The 23,180-nt window shown below is 64.2% G+C and carries 18 protein-coding genes, 1 tRNA gene, 1 rRNA gene and 1 pseudogene (1 of these 21 cut by a window edge); 13 read left to right on the forward strand and 8 right to left on the reverse strand.

The window, feature by feature from the left end; all coding sequences use genetic code 11:
- Positions 1 to 24: 24 nt before the first annotated feature.
- Both RHPLAN_RS06475 and RHPLAN_RS06480 read right to left on the reverse strand, forming a co-directional pair.
- Positions 25 to 1,008, reverse strand: a complete 984-nt coding sequence (locus tag RHPLAN_RS06475; RefSeq protein WP_068014995.1) for an NAD(P)H-dependent flavin oxidoreductase — start codon at positions 1,006 to 1,008, stop codon at positions 25 to 27.
- Positions 1,009 to 1,123: 115 nt separating this feature from the next.
- A complete protein-coding gene (locus RHPLAN_RS06480) occupies positions 1,124 to 1,999 on the reverse strand; it encodes an ABC transporter substrate-binding protein (protein ID WP_157100095.1) in 876 nt (291 codons plus the stop codon).
- A 128-nt stretch (positions 2,000 to 2,127) separates the two neighbouring features.
- Between RHPLAN_RS06480 and RHPLAN_RS06485 the strand changes: the two genes are divergently transcribed.
- From RHPLAN_RS06485 to RHPLAN_RS40450, 4 genes and pseudogenes are all read left to right on the forward strand, one after another.
- Complete coding sequence (locus RHPLAN_RS06485) at positions 2,128 to 3,042, forward strand: IclR family transcriptional regulator (RefSeq protein ID WP_068015000.1); 915 nt, start codon at positions 2,128 to 2,130, stop codon at positions 3,040 to 3,042.
- On the forward strand, positions 3,039 to 3,521 hold the full coding sequence (locus tag RHPLAN_RS06490; protein WP_068015003.1) for a cupin domain-containing protein: 483 nt from the start codon (positions 3,039 to 3,041) through the stop codon (positions 3,519 to 3,521). Before RHPLAN_RS06485 ends, RHPLAN_RS06490 begins: the two co-directional genes overlap by 4 nt.
- A gap of 44 nt (positions 3,522 to 3,565) precedes the next feature.
- Positions 3,566 to 4,345: an SDR family oxidoreductase gene (locus tag RHPLAN_RS06495; protein ID WP_068015006.1), complete on the forward strand. Its 780-nt coding sequence runs from the start codon at positions 3,566 to 3,568 to the stop codon at positions 4,343 to 4,345.
- Positions 4,317 to 5,366, forward strand: a pseudogene (locus RHPLAN_RS40450) (ABC transporter substrate-binding protein); the annotation flags it as partial. The gene RHPLAN_RS06495 and the pseudogene RHPLAN_RS40450, both read left to right, overlap by 29 nt.
- Before the next feature lie 69 nt (positions 5,367 to 5,435).
- Here RHPLAN_RS40450 and RHPLAN_RS06500 read toward each other — a convergent pair.
- From RHPLAN_RS06500 to RHPLAN_RS06510, 3 genes are read right to left on the reverse strand one after another with little or no spacing between them, the layout of a single operon-like run.
- Positions 5,436 to 6,389, reverse strand: a complete 954-nt coding sequence (locus RHPLAN_RS06500; protein ID WP_068030687.1) for a prephenate/arogenate dehydrogenase family protein — start codon at positions 6,387 to 6,389, stop codon at positions 5,436 to 5,438.
- A gap of 17 nt (positions 6,390 to 6,406) precedes the next feature.
- The gene (gene hisC, locus RHPLAN_RS06505) at positions 6,407 to 7,510 is read right to left on the reverse strand and encodes a histidinol-phosphate transaminase (RefSeq protein ID WP_068015009.1); all 1,104 of its coding nucleotides are present in this window, start codon (positions 7,508 to 7,510) and stop codon (positions 6,407 to 6,409) included.
- A gap of 21 nt (positions 7,511 to 7,531) precedes the next feature.
- Positions 7,532 to 8,392, reverse strand: a complete 861-nt coding sequence (locus RHPLAN_RS06510) for a chorismate mutase (RefSeq protein WP_068015012.1) — start codon at positions 8,390 to 8,392, stop codon at positions 7,532 to 7,534.
- Positions 8,393 to 8,528: 136 nt separating this feature from the next.
- On the opposite strand from RHPLAN_RS06510, the gene metX reads away from it, so the two are divergent.
- The 3 genes from metX (at position 8,529) to RHPLAN_RS38220 (ending at position 11,471) form a co-directional block, all read left to right on the forward strand.
- Positions 8,529 to 9,713: a homoserine O-acetyltransferase MetX gene (gene metX, locus RHPLAN_RS06515; protein ID WP_068015014.1), complete on the forward strand. Its 1,185-nt coding sequence runs from the start codon at positions 8,529 to 8,531 to the stop codon at positions 9,711 to 9,713.
- 32 nt (positions 9,714 to 9,745) lie between these two features.
- The gene (gene metW, locus RHPLAN_RS06520) at positions 9,746 to 10,375 is read left to right on the forward strand and encodes a methionine biosynthesis protein MetW (protein WP_068030690.1); all 630 of its coding nucleotides are present in this window, start codon (positions 9,746 to 9,748) and stop codon (positions 10,373 to 10,375) included.
- Between the two features lie 316 nt (positions 10,376 to 10,691).
- A complete protein-coding gene (locus tag RHPLAN_RS38220; protein WP_237180063.1) occupies positions 10,692 to 11,471 on the forward strand; it encodes a TIGR02594 family protein in 780 nt (259 codons plus the stop codon).
- Positions 11,472 to 11,596: 125 nt separating this feature from the next.
- Here the strand turns inward: RHPLAN_RS38220 and RHPLAN_RS40775 are convergent, their stop codons facing one another.
- Positions 11,597 to 11,722, reverse strand: coding sequence for a hypothetical protein (locus RHPLAN_RS40775; RefSeq protein WP_257730344.1), 126 nt, complete (start codon positions 11,720 to 11,722; stop codon positions 11,597 to 11,599).
- Positions 11,723 to 11,844: 122 nt separating this feature from the next.
- On the opposite strand from RHPLAN_RS40775, the gene RHPLAN_RS40455 reads away from it, so the two are divergent.
- Both RHPLAN_RS40455 and RHPLAN_RS06535 read left to right on the forward strand, forming a co-directional pair.
- The gene (locus RHPLAN_RS40455; RefSeq protein ID WP_068015016.1) at positions 11,845 to 12,543 is read left to right on the forward strand and encodes a TIGR02594 family protein; all 699 of its coding nucleotides are present in this window, start codon (positions 11,845 to 11,847) and stop codon (positions 12,541 to 12,543) included.
- 32 nt (positions 12,544 to 12,575) lie between these two features.
- Entirely contained in the window at positions 12,576 to 14,042 is a 1,467-nt protein-coding gene (locus tag RHPLAN_RS06535; protein WP_068015018.1) for an MFS transporter, read from the forward strand.
- A gap of 345 nt (positions 14,043 to 14,387) precedes the next feature.
- Here RHPLAN_RS06535 and RHPLAN_RS06540 read toward each other — a convergent pair whose 3' ends face one another.
- Complete coding sequence (locus RHPLAN_RS06540) at positions 14,388 to 15,152, reverse strand: MOSC domain-containing protein (RefSeq protein WP_068015021.1); 765 nt, start codon at positions 15,150 to 15,152, stop codon at positions 14,388 to 14,390.
- A gap of 185 nt (positions 15,153 to 15,337) precedes the next feature.
- Here RHPLAN_RS06540 and clpB point away from each other — a divergent pair, with 185 nt between their 5' ends.
- The gene (gene clpB, locus RHPLAN_RS06545; protein WP_068015024.1) at positions 15,338 to 17,935 is read left to right on the forward strand and encodes an ATP-dependent chaperone ClpB; all 2,598 of its coding nucleotides are present in this window, start codon (positions 15,338 to 15,340) and stop codon (positions 17,933 to 17,935) included.
- Positions 17,936 to 18,187: 252 nt separating this feature from the next.
- A complete protein-coding gene (locus tag RHPLAN_RS06550) occupies positions 18,188 to 18,676 on the forward strand; it encodes a PH domain-containing protein (protein ID WP_068015027.1) in 489 nt (162 codons plus the stop codon).
- An 11-nt stretch (positions 18,677 to 18,687) separates the two neighbouring features.
- Here RHPLAN_RS06550 and RHPLAN_RS06555 read toward each other — a convergent pair whose 3' ends face one another.
- Positions 18,688 to 20,622, reverse strand: coding sequence for a peptidoglycan DD-metalloendopeptidase family protein (locus RHPLAN_RS06555; protein WP_335341057.1), 1,935 nt, complete (start codon positions 20,620 to 20,622; stop codon positions 18,688 to 18,690).
- A gap of 844 nt (positions 20,623 to 21,466) precedes the next feature.
- Here RHPLAN_RS06555 and RHPLAN_RS06560 point away from each other — a divergent pair.
- Positions 21,467 to 22,951, forward strand: a 16S ribosomal RNA gene (locus RHPLAN_RS06560).
- Between the two features lie 216 nt (positions 22,952 to 23,167).
- Positions 23,168 to 23,180 (forward strand) — tRNA-Ile (locus tag RHPLAN_RS06565); it runs 64 nt beyond the window's last position.

A 23,180-nucleotide genomic window follows, 5' to 3' on the forward strand; every position in this document is an offset into this window, starting at 1 on the left:
AAACGCGCTGTTTATCCGAGTGGTTCAGTTGGGCTTGGACACGAACTGCGTCAGCTTCTGCGTCAGGATCTGTTCTGCCTCCCGGGCAATACGCGTGACCAGATCGCCGGCGCGGGGAATGTCGTGAATAAGCCCCGCATCCTGTCCCATGGAGAGCGGGCCTTCATCGACGTCGCCGGACTCACGCGCGGCCCTGAGCCGTGCCAGCGCTTCAACCCGGTTCTGGCGCAAAGCCCATTCGCGGCCCGACCATCGCTCGACAAAGCGATTGCGTCGCGAGCGGGTCATGGCGCCGGGCCAAACCAGGCCGGCCGCGATGTCGGGGATTTCCGAGAGTTGCGTGTCGTGGCCGTCGCTGTCCACGATCGCCTGCTTGAAGTTCGGATGCAGCGGAGATTCGACCGTGGCGAGAAAGCGCGTGCCGAGCAGGATGCCCTGGGCGCCAAGCGACAGCGCTGCAATCAATCCGCGGCCATCGGCGAAGCCGCCGGCTGCCAGCACCGGGACGGGGCCGACCGCATCGACGATCATCGGAATGAGCGGCAGGCTGCCCATCCACCCGACGTGGCCGCCGCCTTCCGAACCCTGCGCGATGATGACATCGGCGCCGGCTTTTGCCGCGCGCACGGCCTCCGGCACGGCTCCCGCCATGTAAGTCACCCGGCATCCCGCGTCATGGGCGCGGCTGAAATAGGCGCGAAGATCCTGATCCGGCCGCGCCCAGGCGAATTGCATGACGCTTGGCCGAAGTTCGAGCGCCTCGGCGAAGCTGTCTTCGCGTGTGTCGAAGGTCAGGAAGTTCAAGCCGAACGGCTTGTTGGTCTCCTGGCGAATGGCTGCGGTCCGTTCGCTGATTTGCTGAGGGGTGAGATAGTGGCAGCCGAGTGCGCCGAGTCCGCCGGCTCGCGATACCGCGGCCACAAGCGCTGCATTCGTCGCCGATCCCATTCCGCCGAGCGCAATCGGGTGCTCGATGTCCAGCAAGTCGCAGACGGGCGTTCGGATCATGAAAGTTCTCCAAAAGTGAATTCAAGAAAAGCCCCGACCTTGCAGCCGGGGCTTCCCGTGCGCGACGAGCCAAAAAGGGCTGGCCAATTTCGTCGTCGCCGAGCGCTTCGCTGGCTCAGGCTGCGGACGGGATGAGCTTCTCGAAGCCACGCTCTTTCAGATGCTGATCGAGACCCCAGCGCTCGACCTGCTGCATGATCTCGTCGAATTCCGATTTTGGAATCGGCTCATAGACGAAGCGCTCGCCCCGCGAGAACTTGCTGTAGTCCCAGGTCTGATTTTGGAATTCCGGCGGAACCGACTGCTTCCACAGCGGCAGGTATTTCGGCAGGTCGGCTTGCAACGCTTTCTCGGCCCGGTCGAGCGCACGAAGATAGCGCTTGAGCACGTCCGGCGACATGTCATCCGGCACCCACCAGATCGTATGGAAGGTGTCCTCCATGACGGCCCGCAGCCCGAGTTGCTTCGCCATGTCGATTTGCGGCGGCAGCAGGCTTGCGGCCTCGACCTCCCCATTCAACAGCGCCGTGAGCCGGGCGCCGAAGCCGCCGATGTTCACCGGTTTGATGTTCTCGAGCGGCAGATATTTTTCGAGCCGATAGGGGACATTGAAGTGACTGCCCGCGCGCATGCCGACGGCGATCGGAATGTCCTTCAGGTCTTCCGGCTTTTTGATCTTGGAATCGGGGCGCACGAAGATGCCCCACGGTGAGACGCCGTAACAATCGGCGACGAACTTTCCCATGCCGGCGCTCGCGTTGCAGACGGAGCCCCAGGCGCACGCGCCCTGGATCACGGAGCGGCCCTCGGAAAAGGGCCTGTCCTGCGGCCGATCGAAATATTTGAGATCCTTCCAGCTTCCTTGCGTGCCGCGGAACGTCTTCATGTCGAATTCGACATCGAGACCTTCGGCGGCAAAAAACCCGTCCTGCATCGCAACGAAATCGTTCAGGCCCATGCCTTTCGGCGCAACGGTCACTGGGATTGCCATGGCTTCCTCCATTTGCAGGGTTGCGGTTGTTATCGCTATTCGTAACACGTACTGTATTGCGTAACGCTTCGCGGTCAAGGCGGTTTGGTGTCACATTGGGACCCGAACCAATCCCGGGGGATCGAGGAATGTCGGGCAGCAAAAAATCAAACCGCCGGCGCAAAGCGCCGGTCATTGCGGATCGCGGCGGTGTGCAATCCGTCAGGATCGCATCGACGATCTTGAAGGCGTTGGCGGCGGGCGGAGGCGCGCTGCCTTTGAAAGATCTGGCTTCGGCGACCGGGTTGGCGCGAGCGAAGGTGCACCGCTATCTGACCAGTCTGCGCAACGCCGGACTCGTCTCGCAGAATGCCGACACCAGCCACTATCAGATCGGCCCGGCCGCGGTGGAGATTGGCCTCATCGGGTTGAGGCGCATCAGCCCGGTCGCCGAGGTTTGCGATGCGCTGCCGGCCCTGCGCGACCTCATCAACCAGACCGTCACTGTCGCGGTGTGGGGCGATGGCGGTCCGGTCGTGGTCGCGATGCAGGAAAGCGACCACTGGGTCACGATGAACATTCGGGTCGGATCGCGACTGCCGATTGCGACGACGGCCATCGGGCGCATTTTCCTGGCCCATCTGCCCGCGGCGGTGACGCGTCCGCTCGTCACGGCCGAGCGGCGCGATGCACAACAACGAAAGCTTGCGCTGCCATCCGCGGATGAGATCGACGGGCTGATGAGCGAAATCCGCTCGCGGCGTTTGTCACGCGCGCCCAGCGCGTTGCTTCCCGGTGTCGACGCCATCGCGGCGCCCGTGTTCGATTACCGCGACAATCTCGTCGCGGTGGTGTGTGTCGTTGCGCGGTCTGACGCAAAAATCACAGGCTGGGACGGCAGCGCGGTCCGTGCACTGACGGATATGACGGCTCAGCTATCGGCAAAGCTGGGCTTTGTCGATCAGCGCAGCCGGCAGTCGAAGCAAACCGACGGTGAAGCAAAGTCCAAGACGCCGGCAGGCGCGATCGTTCCGGTCGACGGGCACAGGGAGAAGACGGGATGAACGGCGCCGCAAAGGGAAAGTTCTCGCCGCCCGGCCACGGCAATGTCTACGCAAAAGCCAACGAGGTCATCGTCAAGATCACCGGCGCCGACACCAATCAGACGTTCGAGGTCGTCGAGGAGAACTGCAAGCCCGGCTTTCAGTCTCGCGCGCACTATCACATCAAGGCATACGAGACGTTCTACGTGTTCGACGGCAGCGCCGACTTCCGCGTCGGAGACGATCTTTTCCATGGTGAAAAGGGAGCGTGCATTCACATCCCGCCGGGCGCGGTCCATCAGGTGACCTCGCCTGGCGGCGTCCGCATGCTGATGATCTACAGCCCCGCCGGCACCGACGGAATGTTCGCGGCCATGCACAAGCTGACACAAGAGCAGATCATGGACGCGGATTTGACCGGCAAGATCGCACTCGAGCACGACACCGTCATGGTGGAGCAATCAACAGGCGGACGCGGCAAGGGAACGATCCTGGGCTAGCGGCGGGAAGGCGGGCCGGGCGCCGGGCAAGCAGGGAAAAGCGAATGGATCTCGGAATTGCCGGCCGCAAGGCCATCGTTTGCGCATCGAGCCGCGGGCTCGGGCGGGCCTGCGCCGAACGGCTGGCGGAGGCCGGCTGCGAGGTTGTGGTCAACGGGCTCGATCCGAAACGCCTCGACGCTGCGGCGGCAGAGATCCGCAGCAAGACTGGCGCCAGGATCATCGCCGTGGCCGCCAATGTCGCCACCAGGGAGGGGCAGGATGCGCTGTTCGCCGCCTGTCCCGAGCCGGACATCCTGATCGGCAACAACGCCGGTCCCCCGTTCCGCGATTTCCGTGAGCTCGACCGCCAGAAAATGATCGACGGTGTCGTCGGCAACATGATCGTGCCGGTCGAGCTGCTTCAGCGGGCGATCGACCCGATGATCCGGAAAAAGTTCGGCCGGATCGTCAACATCACCTCAGGCTCGGTGAAGATGCCGTGGCTCGGCCTCGACCTGTCGTCCGGTGCGCGCGCCGGCCTCACCGCCTTCCTCAGCGGAATCGCGCGCTCCGTCGTGCAGCACAACGTCACGATCAACTTCATGTTGCCGGGCCAGTTCGAAACGGATCGGCTGCGTTCCAATCACGCATCGACTGCGAAGACGCTCGGCATCTCGCTGGAAGAATCCATCGCACGACGCAAGGCCCCGATTCCGGCCGGGCGCTTCGGCGATCCCGACGAGTTCGGCGCAACCTGCGCGTTCCTGTGTTCGGCTCACGCCGGTTTCATAACCGGGCAGAACATTCTGCTCGATGGCGGCCTCTATCCAGGGGCGTTCTGATGTTGCCGAGGCCGACCACGGGCGTTTGAGGCTGCTTCCCGAAGCTCAATCTAACCCCTTACAATGGCCCGTCCGGACCGCGAGGGGGCATGAGGCGGCGACGATTCTTGATTGGGTTGGGGGCCGCCGTCGGCGCTCCTTATGTCGCGCGTGCACAGACCGTCGATCGTGTGCGACGCATCGGCCCCTGACGCCGTTCGCCTCGACGGATTCGGATACGCGCGGTCACCTCGAAGTCTTTCGATCGGAGCTTGCAAAGCTCGGTTGGAAAGATGTCCAGCTCGATTACCGGTGGGGCGACGGCGACCCCGCGCGAATCAGAAGCCGTGCAAAAGAACTGGTCGAGCTGAAGCCCGACGTTCTTCTCGGCCGCTCGACACCCGTGGCCAGGGCATTGAGCGGCGAGACTCGAACGATACCGATCATATTCGTGGTCGTGTCCGACCCTGTCGGTGACAGGCTCGTCGCGAGCATTGCCCGGCCCGGCGGGAACGTGACTGGATTCACGAATGTCGAAGCGTCGCTGGGCGGAAAATGGCTTGGTCTGCTGAGGGAACTTGCTCCAACGGTGACTCGTGCCGGCATCATGTTCAATCCAAAAACATCGCCTAGCGGCGGCTCTTACTACGTGCACCTGATTGAGGATGCCGCAAGATCGACGACGATGAAGGTCGTTGCGATGCCCGTCGATGACGGGGCCGGTATCGAACGCTCAATCGAGTCTTTCGCGCAAGGACCCAATTCCGGGATGGTGATATTGCCGGACGTCCTGACCACTGGACATCGGGACCTCATCATCCGCGCTTCGACCCGCCACAAACTGCCGGCGATTTATGCCTATCGGTATATCGCAGCCGAAGGCGGCCTTGCATCATACGGCGTCGATGTCGGCGATCTTTACCGGCGAGCGGCGATCTACGCGGACCGTATTCTCCGCGGTGACAAAGCCGGCGAGCTTCCGGTGCAGGCGCCAGTCAAGTTCGAGCTTGCGATCAATCTCAAGGCCGCGCGCACTTTGGGCCTCGCCGTGCCGCCTACATGCTCGCGCTCGCTGACGATGTCATCGAGTGACGTGCGCCTGACGGCGCCTCTATTCGTTATCCGCAGCATAGGGCCGCGGCAGCGGCTCGACCGGCAGCGTCGGGTGGGCGCGGCCGAAGTCCGGCACGGCCGAATCCTGGCCGATGTCGACGATGCCGCGGCGGATCGCCCGCGTCCGCGTGAAATGATCGAACAGCGTTTTGCCGTCGCCGCTTCGCATCGCGCGCGTCAGTGACGACAGGTCTTCACTGAAGCGGCCGAGCATCTCCAGCACCGCGTCCTTGTTGGCCAGGAAAATATCGCGCCACATGGTCGGGTCGGAGGCGGCGATACGCGTGAAATCGCGGAAGCCGCCGGCCGAGAACTTCAGCACTTCGGAACGCGTCACCTCGGAGAGCTCATCGGCGGTGCCGACGATGGTGTAGGCGATCAGATGCGGCAGATGGCTGGTGATGCCGAGCACCAGATCGTGATGATCGGGCGGCATCGATTCCACATTGGCGCCGAGGAGCCGCCAGAATGCCGCGAGCTTCTCGACCGCCGCCTTGTCGGTGCCTTCCGGCGGCGTGAGGATGCACCAGCGGTTGACGAACAGCTCGGCAAATCCCGAATCCGGCCCGGAGTTCTCGGTGCCGGCGACGGGATGCGCCGGCACGAAATGAACATGATCGGGCAGGTGAGGGGCCATGTCCCGCACCACCGAGCCCTTGACCGAGCCGACGTCGGAGACGGTCGCGCCCTTCATCAGATGTGGCGCGATGTCCTTGGCGACCGGGCCGCAGGCGCCGACCGGAATGCACACGATGACGAGATCGGCGCCCTCGACCGCGGCAGCGTTGGTTTCCACCACCTGATCGACGATGCCGAGCTCGGCCACCCGCTTTCTCGTTTCCGGCGAGCGCGCAGTCGCAACGATCGAGCGCACGGCGTTTTGCGCCCGTGCGGCGCGCGCGATCGAGCCGCCGATCAGGCCGAAGCCGATCAGCGCCAGGCGGTTGAAAATGGGCTCAGCCGCGGGGCTCACTTCGCTCCGTCCAGAAAATCCGCCAGCGCCTTCACCACCAGCCGGTTGGCCTCCTCGGTGCCGACCGACATGCGCAGTGCGTTCGGCAGCTTGTAGGCGCCGACCTGACGCAGCACGAGGCCGCGCTTGGTGAGAAACGCGTCGGCTTCCTTCGCGGTCTTGCCCTTCTGGTCCGGGAAATGGATCAGCACGAAGTTCGCAACGCTGGGCGTGACCTTCAGGCCAAGCTTGCCGATCTCGTCGGTGAGCCAGGCGAGCCACTTGCTGTTGTGCTCGCGCGAGCGCTCCTGATGGGCGGCGTCTTCGATCGCGGCGATGCCCGCCGCGATCGCCGGCGCGTTGACGTTGAACGGCCCGCGGATGCGGTTGATCGCATCGATCACGTGCGCCGGGCCGTACACCCAGCCGAGGCGGAGCGCGGCGAGGCCGTGGATCTTCGAGAACGTGCGCACCATCACCACGTTGTCGCTGGTCGCGACCAGCTCGATGCCCGACTCGTAATCGTTGCGCTGCACGTATTCCGAATAGGCCGCGTCGATCACGAACAGCACATTTGGCGGCAAGCCCTTGTGCAGCCGCTTGACCTCGTCGAACGGGATGTACGTGCCGGTCGGATTGTTCGGATTAGCGAGGAACACCATCCTGGTCTTCGGCGTGACGCGTTTCAAAATCGCATCGACGTCGGCGGTGAGGTCCTTTTCCGGCGCCACGACCGGCGTCGCGCCGGTGCCAAGCGTTGCGATCGGATAGACCAGGAAGCCGTGGGTGGTGTGGATCGCCTCGTCGCCGTCGCTGAGATAGGCCCGTGCGAGCAGATTGAGCAGATCGTCGGAGCCCGCGCCGCATACGATGCGGCTGGGATCGAGGCCGTACACCCGGCCGATCGCCTCGCGCAGGTCTGACGCGGAGCCGTCCGGATAGTCCTGAAGATGCTTGCCGACGGTCTCATAGGCCTTGATGGCCGTGGGGCTTGGGCCGAGCGGCGTCTCGTTAGACGAGAGCTTATAGACCTTGGCGGCGCCCGGCGCCGTGCTCTTGCCTGGCACGTAGGCGTCGATGGCAAGCACGCCCGCGCGGGGCTCTGGACGGGTGGCGGTCATAACTTGAAACCTTGGTGGCGTTCAGGACTTTTCGGAGGGCACCGTATAGCGGGTCGCGTGGCTGCCGACGAGGGCCGTCGAGCGCACCGAGGCGCCAGCCTTAACGAGCGCCGCCGTGACCTCCGCGAGCTTGCGGCCGTGCGGCACCGAAACCAGCAGCGCGGCCCCGTCGAAAGCCACATCCGGCACCGCGATGATCTCGGCCAGGGAGGCCGCGGCGGCAGCCGCGGACGCGCCCCAGCCCGAAACCCGCACGCTCCAGGTCTCGACCTCGGTGACCATGGCGTCGGCGGCGGCCCGCGACACCACGAACACATTGAGCGGCGCCGGATGGTCCGGCCGGTCGATGAACGGCAGCCGCGCGATGATCTTGGGCGCGCTTTCGAACTCCAGCGCGCTCCACCAGGCGCCGCCGCGGCTGGTCGCGAAGGCCGGCACCAGCGCCAGATCGCCCTTGGATTCGGAGACCGCCTCGACCGCATTGGCGGCGCCGACGTGGGGCACGAACGGCACCGTGAAGCCGAAGTGAAACCGTGCGCTGTCGCGCATCATGGCGTCGCCGGCCGAGAGATCGGCATGTACCGCAAACGGCGCCTGCACATGGGTGAAGGTCGCGATGATGACGCGCCAGATGCTCTCGGCGGTATCGATCGGCAGGATGCCGTGGTGGCGCTGCACCAGCCGCCGCATCATGTCGGCCTCGCGGGCCGGCCGGAACGCCGAGCCGGATTCCTGGGTGCCCTTCACGGAAATGAGGCGGTCGATGATGTCGCCGCGCTCCATCAGCAGGCGGTGCATGGTCTCATCGATCCGGTCGATCTCCTTGCGGAGATCGCCGAGTGTGGGCGTGCCGGTGGGCGTATCTTGAGACTTGTTTGCCATGGTGAAATCAATGTCATTGATAGGTGGGACGCGGCGCTAAATCAAAGAAAACATTGACATAAGTGCCCCCCGATCCCTACCTAGCCGGAGTATGGCGGGCGTTGCCGCCTTTTGCAGGCTGCCGCCGGGGCACCAGATGGCCAGTGTCGATACAGCGCCTGATGTGAGCGTGCGTGGCCGCGAGGCCGACGCGCCGCGCAACTCGCTGGTCGCGCGGATCAATCGGCCGCTGAAGCTCGACGCGGGCGTGGAGCTTCAGCCGTTTCAGATCGCCTACCAGACCCACGGTACGCTGAACGCTGACCGCAGCAACGCTGTGCTGGTCTGCCACGCGCTGACCGGCGACCATCATGTGGCGAGCCCCAATCCCGTGACCGGCAAGCCCGGCTGGTGGGAGACCATGGTCGGTCCGGGCAAGCCGATCGACACCGAGCGTTATTTCGTCATCTGCCCGAACGTGATCGGCAGTTGCATGGGCTCGACCGGCCCGGCTTCGACCAATCCAGCGACCGGCCAGCCTTGGGGCCTGGAGTTCCCGGTCATCACCATTCGCGACATGGTGCGCGCGCAGTCCATGCTGCTCGACGAACTTGGTATCGACACGCTGTTTGCGGTGGCGGGCGGCTCGATGGGCGGTATGCAAGTGCTGCAATGGGCGGCCAGTTACCCCAAGCGCGTGTTCGCGGCGTTGCCGATCGCCTGCGCGACGCGGCATTCGGCGCAGAACATCGCGTTCCATGAGGTCGGCCGCCAGGCCGTGATGGCCGATCCGGAGTGGATGAAGGGCCGCTATTTTGAGCACGAGAAGAGCCCGCACCGCGGTCTCGCGGTGGCGCGCATGGGCGCGCACATCACGTACCTTTCGGACGCCGCGCTGCACAGGAAGTTCGGCCGCAAGTTCCAGGATCGAGAGAACCCGACGTTCTCGTTCGACGCGGACTTTCAGGTGGAGTCCTATCTGCGCCATCAGGGCAGCTCGTTTGTCGAGCGCTTCGATGCGAACTCGTATCTCTATCTGACGCGCGCCATGGACTATTTCGATCTCGCGGCCGATTGCGGCGGCGTGGTCGCCAATGCCTTCAAGGGCGCGGAAACCCGGTTCTGCGTGGTGTCGTTCACGTCGGACTGGCTGTTTCCCACGTCGGAATCCCGCGCCATCGTGCATGCGCTGAACGCCTCGGGCGGCCGAGTCTCGTTTGCCGAGATCATCACCGACAAGGGTCACGATGCCTTCCTGCTCGACGAGCCCGAGTTTTTCGCCATTGTGCGGGGCTTCCTCGACGGTGCCGCCAAGGCGCGCGGCCTGAAGAATGGGGCCTAAGCATGCTGTCCCGCCTCAAGCATGATCTCACCATGGCCGACACCGCGCGTGCCCAAGGCGGCGCGCGTGTCGACCTGCTGCTGGTCTCCGAAATGGTGGCGGCGGGCGCCAAGGTGCTCGACATCGGCGCGGGCGACGGCGAGCTTCTGCGGATTCTCGCCGAGAGCCGCGGCGTCGACGGCCGCGGCATCGAGCTGTCGCGCGAAGGCGTGAACGAATGCGTCGCCAAGGGCCTGGCGGTGATCCAGGGCGACGCCGACACGGACCTTGCCGATTATCCGAACGACGCCTTCGACTACGTCATCCTCTCGCAGACGCTGCAGGCGACGCGTCAGCCGCGCGTCGTGGTGGAGCACATGCTGCGCATTGCCCGTCATGCCATCGTGTCGTTTCCGAATTTCGGGCACTGGAAGATTCGCAGCCAGGTCGCGCTCGGCGGCCACATGCCGCGCACCGACAACCTGCCTTATGCGTGGTGGGATTCGCCGAACATCCATTTCTGCACCATCAAGGATTTCCGCGAACTCTGCGAAGTCACGGGCGCCAAGATGGAGCGCGCCGTGGCGCTCGATGCGTGGGGCAGGCCGCTGCGCTTCAACGCGCCGTGGTGGTTCTGGAATCTGTTCGGCGAGCAGGCGGTGTTCCTGCTCAGCCGCCGCTGACCGCCGCGCCATCAGCGCGTTTACGCGCGTCTTAGACGCGCTATGGCCATCAGCGCGGTACGTGCGTCTTCGACATCGTGGCGAGGGGCCGGCGCGGTCACGAAACACTGCGTATTCAAGCACCATCGTTCCATCACGTTTTATTTCCAGGTACCACAAAGGCTTAGCCTGTGGAGTTTTTGGCATGCGCGTCGCGCGGGACTCCATTTTCGCCGCATTCTGATCATCCTCGCGCCATCTCGGTCCCCGATTGCGCGCCCAGCGATGCGTCGCAGCATCGCTGGGGGTGCAATCAAAAAAACGGGGACTTCAAAGAATGACAACAAGACCAACCACGGTTCTGCTCGTGTTGGCATCCGTCACGGCCTTCACGGCATCGGCGCATGCCGATACGCCGGAGCAGCATGTGTTCGGGATGGGCAGCTACGCACCGAGCACACCGCGCGTTGAAATGATGAATGTCGAGCACGGCGGGCGGCGCCACGCTGGCGGCCGTCATGCGCGCCGTGAAGCCGCGCAGCGTCAGCCGCGCGAACGGACGCGGAGTGCGCGCCGTCACGAGCGGGCCGAGCGTCGCCATGCTGAACGCGAATACGCGGAACGCGAACACGCCGAGCACCGGCACGCCGAGCGTCATCGGGGCCGGTACAAGATCCGGGCCGTGGCCGTCCATGAGGACGGCGCGAAGGTCGCGAGCCTGGAGACGGCCGGGTCCGCGATCGCTTCAATCGGCGGCAGCGGCGGGGGCAATTCGATCGTCGCCGAGGCGCGGCGCTGGCTTGGCACCAATCCGACCAGCCGCAGAACGTTGTGGTGCGCGCGCTTCATGAACTTCGTGCTGAAGCGCGTGGGTCTTTCGGGCACGTCGTCCGATCTGGCGCAGTCGTTTGCGTCCTATGGGCATCGCCTCTCGGGACCGAAGGTCGGCGCCATCGCGGTCATGCATCGCGGCCGCGGCGGCGGTCATGTCGGCGTGGTCAGCGGCTTCGATGGGCGCGGCAACCCGATCATCATCTCGGGCAACCACAGCCATCGGGTCGCTGAAGCGGTGTATTCGCGAGGGCGCATCTACGCCTACGTGACGCCCGGCCACTGAGCGCATCTGCTCGGCGAGCCATGGATCGGGACGTCCGCCGGCCTGAAGATCGGCTGGCGGATGTTCCGGGCACCAGCCGCCTGCGAGCGCCGATCATCAACTCATGTTTCGTTCCAACGCATCCATCACGTTTCGTTGCCGATTGTTTGGCGGCGGAACTTTTCGCGGCGGATTTGCGGAAAGCGCGAGGAACTTGGACCGGCCTGTGTCCCTTCGCCGGTGATGGCATGGCGCATGCTCATTTGCGCCATGGAGCGTTCCAAATCGGCCTTGATCCGATCACTGAAACGACACGCCAAACCGGAATTTGCGCGTTGCGACGCGATCTGAATTGCGCGGGGACATGTTCCAAAGAATCGGGGGACTTCCGGAAATGAAGGTCAAACTGGCTGCGGGATTGCTCGTGCTGGCATCCACCATCGCGGGCGTCTCGCAGGCTTCGGCAAACGTCCGCAACACACCGTCCGCGGAGAAAGAAACGCACGTCACGCGGCCGCCGGTGTCGGAACGAGCGCAAGCGGGGAAGCGGGCCGGGCGGCATTTCATCAAGCGAAACGAGCAGACCGCCGACGCGCGCCCCGTGGTGATCCGTCAGCGCTTGCGGGCGCGCCAAAGACCGATCGTCGATGCCGAGGATCGTCACATCGGCCTGCCCGGACGTCCGCTGATGGTCCACAACGACGGCGACGATCCGGGGATCGAACTCGTGACGGATGACACGCTCGGCTCGCGCATTGTCGCCGAGGCGCGCCGCTGGATCGGAACGAATCCCACCACGCGGGCGACGCTCTGGTGCGCCCGGTTCATGAATTTCGTGCTTGGGCGCGTGGGCCTGCCCGGCACGGAATCCGACGCGGCAAAATCGTTTGCGTCATACGGGAAGCAACTGGAAGGACCGGAGGTCGGGGCCATCGCCGTCATGAACCGCAAGGGTGGCGGCCATGTCGGTGTCGTCAGCGGATTCGACAAGGACGGCGATCCGATCATCATTTCGGGCAATTACAGCCGCCGCGTCGCAGAAGCCGTGTATGCGCGAAGCCGCATCGTCACCTATGTGTCGGCGGATAACTAGGAACCCAGGCCGGCTATGGCGCGTTCGCGGGCATGGACCTGCGGACTGCCACCGTTCCTGCCCAAACCGCTCCCGCACAAGAGGTAATCGAAACGGACATTCCGGCCCGTCTCGATCGTCTGCCGTGGAGCCGGTTCCACACCCTCGTGGTGGCGGCGCTCGGCATCACCTGGATTCTCGATGGTCTCGAGGTCACGCTGGCGGGTTCGCTCGCCGGCGCGCTCAAGGCGAGCCCGGTGCTGCAATTCAGCAATGCCGATGTCGGTCTCGCGGCCAGCGCCTATCTGGCCGGCGCGGTTTTTGGAGCGCTGTTCTTCGGCTGGCTGACCGACCGGCTCGGACGCAAGAAGCTCTTCTTCATCACGCTTGCGGTTTATCTCTGCGCGACGGCGGCGACCGCCGCGTCGTGGAATCTTTGGAGCTTCGCGCTGTTTCGCTTTCTCACCGGTGCGGGCATCGGCGGCGAATATGCCGCGATCAATTCGACCATCCAGGAATTGGTCCCGGCGCGCGTGCGCGGCTGGACGGATCTTTGCATCAACGGCAGCTTCTGGCTTGGCGCAGCCCTCGGGGCGTTTGCCGCGATCGTGCTGCTCGACGGCGAGCTGGTTGGCCCCGATCTCGGCTGGCGGCTCGCGTTTCTGGTCGGCGCGGCGATGGCATTCGTGATCTTCCTGATGCGGTTGTGGCTGCCGGAAAGCCCACGCTGGCTGATGACACACGGCCATGTGCATGAGGCCGAGCGTGTGGTGCGCGGCATCGAGCAACGGGTGTTCGGCGGCAATCCGCCGCCCGCGCACGATCTTCCGCGCGTCAAGCTTCTCACGCGCACGCATACGACCCTGACGGAGGTGTTCGCCACGCTGATCCACCGGCACCGGTCGCGCGCACTGGTCGGGCTCGCGCTGATGGCCGCGCAGGCGTTCTTCTACAACGCGATCTTCTTCACCTACGCGCTGGTGCTGACCGATTTCTACGCCATCCCGTCCAGCCAGGTCGGCTGGTACATCCTGCCGTTCGCCGCCGGCAATTTCCTCGGTCCGCTGCTGCTCGGCCGGCTGTTCGACGTGCTCGGGCGGCGCGCCATGATCGCCTTCACTTACATCGCGTCGGGCGTGCTGCTGGCAGTGAGCGGCATGCTGTTCGAGCGCGGCGTGTTCGACGCCACGCAGCAAACCATGGCCTGGTCGGTGATCTTCTTCTTTGCGTCGTCCGCGGCGAGCTCGGCCTATCTCACCGTGAGCGAAACCTTTCCGCTCGAGGTCCGTGCGCTCGCCATCGCGGTGTTCTATGCGGTCGGCACCGGCATCGGCGGCGTGGCTGGGCCGCTGCTGTTCGGGGTGCTGATCGACACCGGGTCGCGGACCAGCCTGTTTGCCGGCTATCTGCTCGGCGCGGTTCTCATGATCGCGGCCGGGCTGATCGCGGCGCGCTTTGCGGTCCGCGCCGAGCGCCAGCCGCTGGAGAGCGTGGCGCGGCCGCTGGCTTTTGTTGATTGAATTCGAATTTTTTCTGCGTCGCCGGCGGCGAACTCATGCTTCCGCGACGCCATTTGCCAAACTTATTGCGACGCCCGTAGGGTTTTCGATCAAAGCCCAACCAAGCTGAAGCCTGAAGCGATCAGCGGCAGACCGACGATGGCTGCACCGATGACAGCGATAGCCACGATTGTGGCCGCGACCCATCTGCCTGAGTGGGATGCGCGTCGGTATAGGCGGCCGTTCGGGCCGACGTAGGTTCTCATGGACTGTCTCCTGAATTGCTAAGGAAACAGGGTGGGGCGATGCCCGTTCCGTTACGTCTAAAGACGCAAGGGAGCGGCCTCGCCGTTTCGGGCCAATCGTTCAGGCCGCCACGCGGTCGCCGACGCTGACGGTGCCGTCCGCGATCACCTCGCCGTAGATGCCGCAATCGGCATGGCCGTAGGTCTTCATCAGCGTCTTCGGGATCGGCAGGTCGCGGATGCCGGTTTCCGGGTCGACCTCGGTGGCGGCGCAGCGCACGATGCGCTTGACGATCTTGAGCCGCACGGCAGGCCCCACGGTCACCTCGCTGCCGACCAGGTCCAATTCGTGCCAGGCCGGCCAGCCTTCCACGTAGAGATTGCCGCGGAAGCGCAGCGGGTGGACCGGAGCGCCGACGGCGTTTTCCAGATCGGCCACCGAGGCGAGATTGATGATCGAGACCACCTTCTTCGCCACGTCCGAGAAGCTGTGGCCGTCGGCGAACAGCACCCTCGGCGGTCCGCGCAACTCGTCGGCGCAGTGCTCGGCGAAGAACCCCTCGACGGCGGCGCGGCCCTCCGGCGTCCGGAGGTCGCCGCGGGCCGCTTCGCGGTTCTCGGCGCGGATGGTCAGCACGTGGCTCCGATCGTCGAATTGGGTGTGCAGCTCCGCAAGCCTCGCGTTCCGCATCAGCATCAGGAAGCGCTGCTTCGGCAGATAGGCCGGGTTCGCCGGGTCGAAGCCGGAGGGGCCGTTCTCGATCGCGTACATCCGGTCGCAGGCGACGGTCCGACCCGAAGCCAGGTCGGCGTGCGGCATCGGTTCCGGGGACAGGCCCTTCACCGGATAGCGGTAGATGCTTTGGATTTTCGCTTCAGGGGTCATATCTGCCTCTCCAGCCCCTAGTTAACCGCGCTCGAAAGGCATGGCTAGGAAGGCCTGCTAGTTTGAGCGAAATCAACGATTTCCCCCTTTTCGGCTGATAGGCTCGCTCCCATATCAGGGTTCAGCGGATGCTCGCATGAGGTTCGCGTTCTGGGTGCCGCATCTTGGGCCCAAGGGAGCAATGAATGAACATTGAGAAGTACACCGACCGCGCCCGCGGTTTTATGCAATCGGCGCAGTCCCTTGCTTTGCGCGAGGGGCATCAGCAGTTCACGCCCGAACACGTTCTGAAGGTTCTGCTCGACGACCCCGAGGGGTTGGCGGCGGGCCTGATCGACCGTGCCGGCGGCAATTCCCGGCAGGCCCTGAAGGGCGTCGAAGACGCGCTCGGCAAGATGCCGAAGGTTTCGGGCTCGGGCTCAGGCCAGGTCTATCTCGCGGCCGCGACCGCGCGGCTGTTCGACAATGCCGAGAAGATCGCCGAGAAGGCCGGCGACAGCTACGTCACGGTCGAGCGGCTTTTGCTCGCCATCGCGATGGAGAAGGACAGCGAAGCGGGGAAAATCCTCGCCCGCGCCGGCGCCACGCCGCAGAACATCAACTCGGCCATCGAGACCCTGCGCAAGGGCCGCACCGCCGACTCCCAGTCGGCCGAGAACGCCTATGACGCGCTGAAGAAATACGCTCGCGATCTCACGGAAGCCGCGCGCGCGGGCAAGCTCGATCCGGTGATCGGCCGCGACGAGGAGATCCGCCGTACCATCCAGGTGCTGTCGCGGCGCACCAAGAACAATCCGGTGCTGATCGGCGAACCGGGCGTCGGCAAGACCGCCATCGTCGAGGGGCTGGCGCTGCGCATCGTCAACGGCGACGTGCCGGACAGCCTCAAGGACAAGCGCGTGCTGTCGCTCGACATGGGCGCGCTGATCGCCGGCGCGAAATATCGCGGCGAGTTCGAGGAGCGGCTGAAGGGCGTGCTGCAGGAGGTCACGGCTTCGGCTGGCGGCATCATCCTGTTCATCGACGAGATGCACACCATCGTCGGCGCCGGCAAGGCCGACGGCGCGATGGATGCGTCCAATCTGCTTAAGCCTGCGCTCGCCCGCGGCGAACTGCACTGCATCGGCGCGACCACGCTCGACGAGTACCGCAAGCATGTCGAGAAGGACGCAGCCTTGGCGCGGCGCTTCCAGCCGCTGTTCGTCAACGAGCCCTCGGTCGAGGACACGGTGTCGATCCTGCGCGGCCTGAAGGAGAAGTACGAGGTGCACCACGGCGTGCGGATCGCGGACGCCGCGCTGGTCGCGGCCGCGACGCTGTCGCACCGCTACATCGCCGACCGCTTCCTGCCGGACAAGGCCATCGACCTGGTCGACGAGGCCGCGGCGCGGCTGAAGATGCAGATCGATTCCAAGCCCGAAGAGCTCGACAACGTCGATCGTGAGATCGTGCGGCTCAAGATCGAGCAGGAGGCGCTGAAGAAGGAGACCGACGCGGGCTCCAAGGACCGCTTGAAACGGCTGGAAAAGGAACTGGCCGAGCTCGAAGAGAAGGCGGCGGCTCTGACCGCGCGCTGGAAGGCCGAGCGCGACAAGCTCAATGCGGCGCAGAAGCTCAAGAGCGAGCTCGACCAGGCCCGCACGGAGCTCGCCAATGCGCAACGCCGCGGCGAGTACCAGAAGGCGGGTGAACTTGCCTATGGCCGCATTCCGGACCTGGAGAAGAAGCTCAAGGCCACCGAAGGCAAGAACGCCAGCGCCGACGTGGTCGAGGAGGCGGTGACCGCCAACCACGTGGCGCAGGTCGTGTCGCGCTGGACCGGCATTCCGGTCGACCGCATGCTGGAAGGCGAGCGTGAGAAGCTTCTCAAGATGGAGGAGCAGATCGCGAGACGCGTCGTCGGCCAGGCCGAGGCGGTGCGTTCGGTGTCGACCGCGGTGCGCCGCGCGCGGGCAGGGTTGCAGGATCCGAACCGGCCGATCGGCTCGTTCATGTTCCTGGGCCCGACCGGCGTCGGCAAGACCGAGCTGACCAAGGCGTTGGCGGAGTTCCTGTTCGACGACGAGACGGCGATGATCCGCATCGACATGTCGGAGTTCATGGAGAAGCATTCGGTCGCGCGGTTGATCGGCGCTCCTCCGGGCTACGTCGGCTATGACGAGGGCGGCGCGCTGACCGAAGCGGTGCGAAGGAGGCCCTATCAGGTCGTGCTGTTCGACGAAGTCGAGAAGGCGCATCCGGACGTGTTCAACGTTCTGCTGCAAGTGCTCGACGATGGGCGTCTCACCGACGGGCAGGGCCGCACGGTGGACTTCCGCAACACCTTGATCGTGATGACGTCGAACCTCGGCGCCGAGCATCTGGTGAACCAGCCGGAAGGCCAGGACACCGATGCGGTTCGCGATCTGGTGATGGCGGAGGTGCGCGCCAGCTTCAGGCCCGAGTTCCTGAACCGCATCGACGAGATCATCCTGTTCCACCGCCTGAAGCGGGAGAACATGGGCTCGATCGTCGACATCCAGATGCGGCGGCTGGCGAAGTTGCTGGAAGAGCGCAAGATCGAGCTCAAGCTCGACGCCAAGGCGCGCGACTGGCTCGCCGAGAAAGGCTACGACCCGGCTTACGGCGCGCGTCCGTTGAAGCGCGCGATCCAGAAGTCGGTGCAGGACCCGCTCGCCGAGCTGATCCTGTCCGGCAAGATCAACGACGGCGAGAAGGTTGCTGTCTCGGCCAACAAGCAGGGCATCACCTTCAACGGGCAGGTGGCGCAAGCGGCCGCGTAACTGCCTATCGTTGTGCCCTCTCCCCATAGCCCGTCGAAGACGGGCGTGAACGCCCTAGTGGCGGGAGAGGGCCACGTTGTAGCTCGAAGGGTGAGGGTGCACGGTCTCCCGATAGACCGAAACCCTCACCCATTCTTTTGCGTTGATCCTTTCGCGTGGCCCTCTCCTCCCTCAAGGAGAGGGCGCGAGATGCGTAAGCTGCGCGGGCTGATAAACTGAAAGCGCGACTCCATCGCGCGCCGAGGTTTTTCCATGAGCTACGTCGCCTCCGTCCTGCAGCCGGGCGAACGGATCGTCCGGCTCGGCCGCCTGCATTGGATCGTCTACCGGTACGCGATCCTGTTCGCCGTGCTGGCGATCGTTTGCGCTCCATGGGCCGCGACGGATGGACTGGGCGTGGTGCCGCTGTTTTGCGTCATGGCATTCGGCGTCCTGGCCGTGCTGTCATTCGCGGTGGCTTGGTTCGAGCGCTGGATCACCGAAATCGCCGTGACCGACCGCCGGATCATCTACAAGCGCGGCTTCATCAACCGGCACACGGTTGAGATGAACATGGACAAGGTCGCAGCCGTCGACGTCAACCAGTCGATCCTTGGACGGCTGCTCGGCTACGGCTCAGTCTGCATCGTTGGGCTCGGGGCGACCCAGGCGACCGCCGGTGCCGGCCAAACGCCGGGCATCAAGGATCTGGGCCTGGTGGCTGAGCCGCTCGCGCTGCGGAGCGCGATCACGGCGAAATGACGCGCTGAAAATCAGCGCTGGGCGCTGGTCTGACTCTGCGCGACACGCGCCGTCGGCCGCTCGACGATGGCGTCGAACTTGGCGCGCTCCTTGTCGAAAGCCGCCAGCATCGGCCCGTCGAGCACGCGGCCGCGCGGCAGCTTCACGCGCAGCGGATCGACGAAGCGGCCGTTGACCAGGATCTCGTAGTGCACGTGCGGGCCGGTCGAGAGGCCGGTCGAGCCGACATAGCCGATCACCTGGCCCTGGCGCACGCGGGCGCCCGGCTGCGTCGAACGCGCGAAGGCGGTCATGTGGCCGTAGGCGGTCTCGTAGCCGTTGGCGTGCTTGATGCGGACATACTTGCCGTAGCCCGATTCCCAGCCGACCTTTTCGACCGTGCCGTTGCCCGAGGCATAGATCGCGGTGCCGAGCGGCGCCGCCCAGTCCACGCCGGTGTGCATCTTGGTGTAGCCGAGCAGCGGATGGTTTCGCGAGCCGAAGCCCGAACGCATGATGCCGACCGCGACTGGCTTGCGGACCAGGAACTTCTTCGCGCTCTTTCCGGTCTCGTCGTAGTAGTCGACGATGCTGTCGTCCGGCGTCTGGTAGCGGTAGTACTTGCGCTGCTCGCCGCCGGTCGAGAGCGAAGCGAAGAACACGTCGTTCTTGGTGTCGGTCGAGGTCGCGGTGTCGTCGTCGGCGGCATACAGCACGTCGAACGAGTCGCCCGGCGCGGTCTTGTGCTGGAAATCGACGTCGTAGGAGTAGATGCGGATCAGCGCTTCGATGACCGGCTTCGGAATGTTGTTGCGCAGCGCCGTCTCGTAAATGCTCTGATAGAGGCGGATGCCCTTGCCGTCGTCATCGTCGTCATCGTCGCCGCTGCTGTTCGGGTTGGCGACGTTGGTGTTCATGCCGGCGACGTCGACGGCGACGTACTTGCCCATGTCGGAGAGCGCGACCACCGCATCGACCGTGCTGTCGCCCATCACCATGACGCGAAGCGGCTGCAGGCGTCCGGTCTCGGTCGCGGACGCGAGAATACGAAGCTTCTGGCCTTCCTTCAGGCCGTTCTTGCGGCCGCGAGGGCCGAGCGCGGACGCGATGGCGGCGATTTCGTCGGGCGTGCCGCCGACGTCCTTCAGGATCGTCTCGATGCTGTCGCCCTTCTTCACCGTGACGACGCGCTCATTCCAGGTGTTGCCGTTGCCGGTCTGCGGCGCGGTCTTCGGCAGCAGCGTGATGTTTTCCGGCACGATCCGGGTTTCGAAGCCCGCGTAAGGATCGGCGCCGCCGTCGGCGGGCGCGTAGGCCAGCGACTGCGCGGATGCTCCCGCCGGCAGGCTCGCCACCTGATACCGGCCATCGGCGCCGTTGCCTCCGGCCCAGCTCGCCGTGTCGCGCACGCGGGCCAGGATGTCATCGGCCGGCAGGTTGCCGGCAAGCCTGGTCTTGGGCAGCACGGCCGCAAGATCGCGCGTCACATACGAAACTTCGGCATCCGGCTCGGCCCCGGCCTGCTCATCCATCGGCACGCCGTCGGCGCCGGCTTGCGCCAGGAGCTTCGCTGAATCCAGCGGCGGCACGCTTGAAGCGAACTCGGTGCTGGACAGCACGAGGTTTGCCGAGACGCGATAGTACGGACGCACGCGCACCACTTCGCGGTCGCCGACCTTGGTGGTGACGCTGATGCGGATGAGCTGCTTGGAGCCGTTGGAGTCCCCGACCGGCGGGAGACGGTCGGCCTTGCGGGTGAGCTTCTCGCCGATCTCGCCGATCGCGCCGCGCAGCGCGCTGCCGACCCGCTCCGGAATGGTTGCGAAATTGGTCTCGCCGTCGAGCGAGGCGAAAACCGCGCCGCCCATGAGGGCCGCGCCGCAGACGCCGGTGAGGATCGTGCCGGAGAACCACTGCACCGAGATGCGGCGGCGGTCGATGACGTTGTTGCTGTCGGTGCCGTCCACGGAAAGCGGCGGCTCGTTGCCGAGGTCGACGGCCAGAGGATCCGCTCGATGCCTGTGTGCTGTGCGCGGCCTACCTTGGTCCAAGCCCGTTTCCCCCGACTCGTGGAAGGCGCCTTCAAGCGGATGCCGACGGTTCGACCCCCAAAACGGCCCCTGCCAGGGTCGAATCCGCGGCCGGTACGATGCCGCGCCGTGCGGGGTCCGGTCAATGACGGACCGGTGACGGCTCGGATCGGTGTCGAAGCTTGAAAGGGCTCCCCTTCGGTCCCAACTAAGGTGAAGAACGTCGGATGAATGTGGCTCAAGTGCGGCGTGGGGAGAAACCCCTCGCGCCGGGAGCGGTCCCTGAAAGCCCGCTTAACTGCTGCAATTGCGAAGGATTCGATTTCGTCAAAGAATCGAATTTTTCTCGGTTGACAACGACATGACGTCGGCCATATAACCCCGGCCATGGACGCGCCGCTGCTGCTTGCCGGCGTGCTGACGCGTCCGAAGCTCCTCACTGATGTGTGGGAACGAACCTCCGAGAAGAAGTCGGGGGTTCTGCTTCGTCGGCTCTCTAACGGGCATATGCCTAATAGAGAGAGGTGACCGTCAGGTTGCCGGGCTGTTTGACAGGTGAATCGGAAGAAAGAGAAACGTGGACGGCGGAGTCCTTGCGGACCGCTTCCTCGAACGGAGAAGGCGCAAGCTTTTTCCTGGAAGAGAGCGGTCATGGAAGAGACTTTGGCGGTCAACGTTTAAGGTACATCGCTGAACGTTCGTTTTGCGGCGCAAGCCGGAGAGCGGTCGATCAGTGGGTGGACCTCGTCAAAACGTGTGATCAGCCGAGATCAATCTCATCCAACTTGAGAGTTTGATCCTGGCTCAGAGCGAACGCTGGCGGCAGGCCTAACACATGCAAGTCGAGCGCCCCGCAAGGGGAGCGGCAGACGGGAGAGTAACACGTGGGAACATGCCCTTCAGTACGGAACAACCAAGGGAAACTTTGGCTAATACCGTATACGTCCGTAAGGAGAAAGATTTATCGCTGAAGGATTGGCCCGCGTCTGATTAGCTAGTTGGTGAGGTAATGGCTCACCAAGGCGACGATCAGTAGCTGGTCTGAGAGGATGATCAGCCTCACTGGGACTGAGACACGGCCCAGACTCCTACGGGAGGCAGCAGTGGGGAATATTGGACAATGGGCGCAAGCCTGATCCAGCCATGCCGCGTGGATGATGAAGGCCCTAGGGTTGTAAAGTCCTTTCGGCGGGGAAGATAATGACGGTACCCGCAGAAGAAGCCCCGGCTAACTTCGTGCCAGCAGCCGCGGTAATACGAAGGGGGCTAGCGTTGCTCGGAATCACTGGGCGTAAAGCGCACGTAGGCGGACTCTTAAGTCGGTGGTGAAATCCTGGAGCTCAACTCCAGAACTGCCTTCGATACTGAGAGTCTCGAGTCCGGGAGAGGTGAGTGGAACTGCGAGTGTAGAGGTGAAATTCGTAGATATTCGCAAGAACACCAGTGGCGAAGGCGGCTCACTGGCCCGGTACTGACGCTGAGGTGCGAAAGCGTGGGGAGCAAACAGGATTAGATACCCTGGTAGTCCACGCCGTAAACGATGGATGCTAGCCGTTGGCAGGCTTGCCTGTCAGTGGCGCAGCTAACGCATTAAGCATCCCGCCTGGGGAGTACGGTCGCAAGATTAAAACTCAAAGGAATTGACGGGGGCCCGCACAAGCGGTGGAGCATGTGGTTCAATTCGAAGCAACGCGCAGAACCTTACCAACCTTTGACATGTCCCGTATGGGTACCAGAGATGGAACCCTTCAGTTCGGCTGGCGGGAACACAGGTGCTGCATGGCTGTCGTCAGCTCGTGTCGTGAGATGTTGGGTTAAGTCCCGCAACGAGCGCAACCCTCGCCCTTAGTTGCCATCATTCAGTTGGGCACTCTAAGGGGACTGCCGGTGATAAGCCGCGAGGAAGGTGGGGATGACGTCAAGTCCTCATGGCCCTTACAGGTTGGGCTACACACGTGCTACAATGGCGGTGACAATGGGATGCAATGGAGCGATCCTTCGCAAATCTCAAAAAACCGTCTCAGTTCGGATTGCACTCTGCAACTCGAGTGCATGAAGTTGGAATCGCTAGTAATCGCAGATCAGCACGCTGCGGTGAATACGTTCCCGGGCCTTGTACACACCGCCCGTCACACCATGGGAGTTGGTTTTACCTGAAGACGGTGCGCTAACCGCAAGGAGGCAGCCGGCCACGGTAGGATCAGCGACTGGGGTGAAGTCGTAACAAGGTAGCCGTAGGGGAACCTGCGGCTGGATCACCTCCTTTCTAAGGATGATCCTTCAGAGACTCCTCACGAGTTTCTATCGGATCTCTTGGAAACATCAGGGCCGACCGGTCCTCAAGCCGGTCAGGTCCATTGGCAGGACACCGCCGTCTTCATTTCTCTTTCTTTCATGGACGAGCCCGTGCCGTTCTTTATCCATTCGGGATAGAGGGCGGACGGTCTTTGGGCTGTAGGGTCGCGTGACCTTATGGCTTTGGGGGCTTGTAGCTC

This window comes from Rhodoplanes sp. Z2-YC6860, from assembly GCF_001579845.1.
Classification (GTDB): Bacteria; Pseudomonadota; Alphaproteobacteria; order Rhizobiales; family Xanthobacteraceae; genus Z2-YC6860.

Excerpts from the sequence above, each read along its gene's own strand:
- RHPLAN_RS06475 (WP_068014995.1), bottom strand. The coding sequence starts at position 1,008 with ATGATCCGAACGCCCGTCTGCGACTTGCTGGACATCGAGCACCCGATT.
- RHPLAN_RS06480 (WP_157100095.1), bottom strand. The coding sequence starts at position 1,999 with ATGGCAATCCCAGTGACCGTTGCGCCGAAAGGCATGGGCCTGAACGAT.
- RHPLAN_RS06485 (WP_068015000.1), top strand. The coding sequence starts at position 2,128 with ATGTCGGGCAGCAAAAAATCAAACCGCCGGCGCAAAGCGCCGGTCATT.
- RHPLAN_RS06490 (WP_068015003.1), top strand. The coding sequence starts at position 3,039 with ATGAACGGCGCCGCAAAGGGAAAGTTCTCGCCGCCCGGCCACGGCAAT.
- RHPLAN_RS06495 (WP_068015006.1), top strand. The coding sequence starts at position 3,566 with ATGGATCTCGGAATTGCCGGCCGCAAGGCCATCGTTTGCGCATCGAGC.
- hisC (WP_068015009.1), bottom strand. The coding sequence starts at position 7,510 with ATGACCGCCACCCGTCCAGAGCCCCGCGCGGGCGTGCTTGCCATCGAC.
- RHPLAN_RS06510 (WP_068015012.1), bottom strand. The coding sequence starts at position 8,392 with ATGGCAAACAAGTCTCAAGATACGCCCACCGGCACGCCCACACTCGGC.
- metX (WP_068015014.1), top strand. The coding sequence starts at position 8,529 with ATGGCCAGTGTCGATACAGCGCCTGATGTGAGCGTGCGTGGCCGCGAG.
- metW (WP_068030690.1), top strand. The coding sequence starts at position 9,746 with ATGGCCGACACCGCGCGTGCCCAAGGCGGCGCGCGTGTCGACCTGCTG.
- RHPLAN_RS38220 (WP_237180063.1), top strand. The coding sequence starts at position 10,692 with ATGACAACAAGACCAACCACGGTTCTGCTCGTGTTGGCATCCGTCACG.
- RHPLAN_RS40775 (WP_257730344.1), bottom strand. The coding sequence starts at position 11,722 with ATGGCGCAAATGAGCATGCGCCATGCCATCACCGGCGAAGGGACACAG.
- RHPLAN_RS40455 (WP_068015016.1), top strand. The coding sequence starts at position 11,845 with ATGAAGGTCAAACTGGCTGCGGGATTGCTCGTGCTGGCATCCACCATC.
- RHPLAN_RS06535 (WP_068015018.1), top strand. The coding sequence starts at position 12,576 with ATGGACCTGCGGACTGCCACCGTTCCTGCCCAAACCGCTCCCGCACAA.
- RHPLAN_RS06540 (WP_068015021.1), bottom strand. The coding sequence starts at position 15,152 with ATGACCCCTGAAGCGAAAATCCAAAGCATCTACCGCTATCCGGTGAAG.
- clpB (WP_068015024.1), top strand. The coding sequence starts at position 15,338 with ATGAACATTGAGAAGTACACCGACCGCGCCCGCGGTTTTATGCAATCG.
- RHPLAN_RS06550 (WP_068015027.1), top strand. The coding sequence starts at position 18,188 with ATGAGCTACGTCGCCTCCGTCCTGCAGCCGGGCGAACGGATCGTCCGG.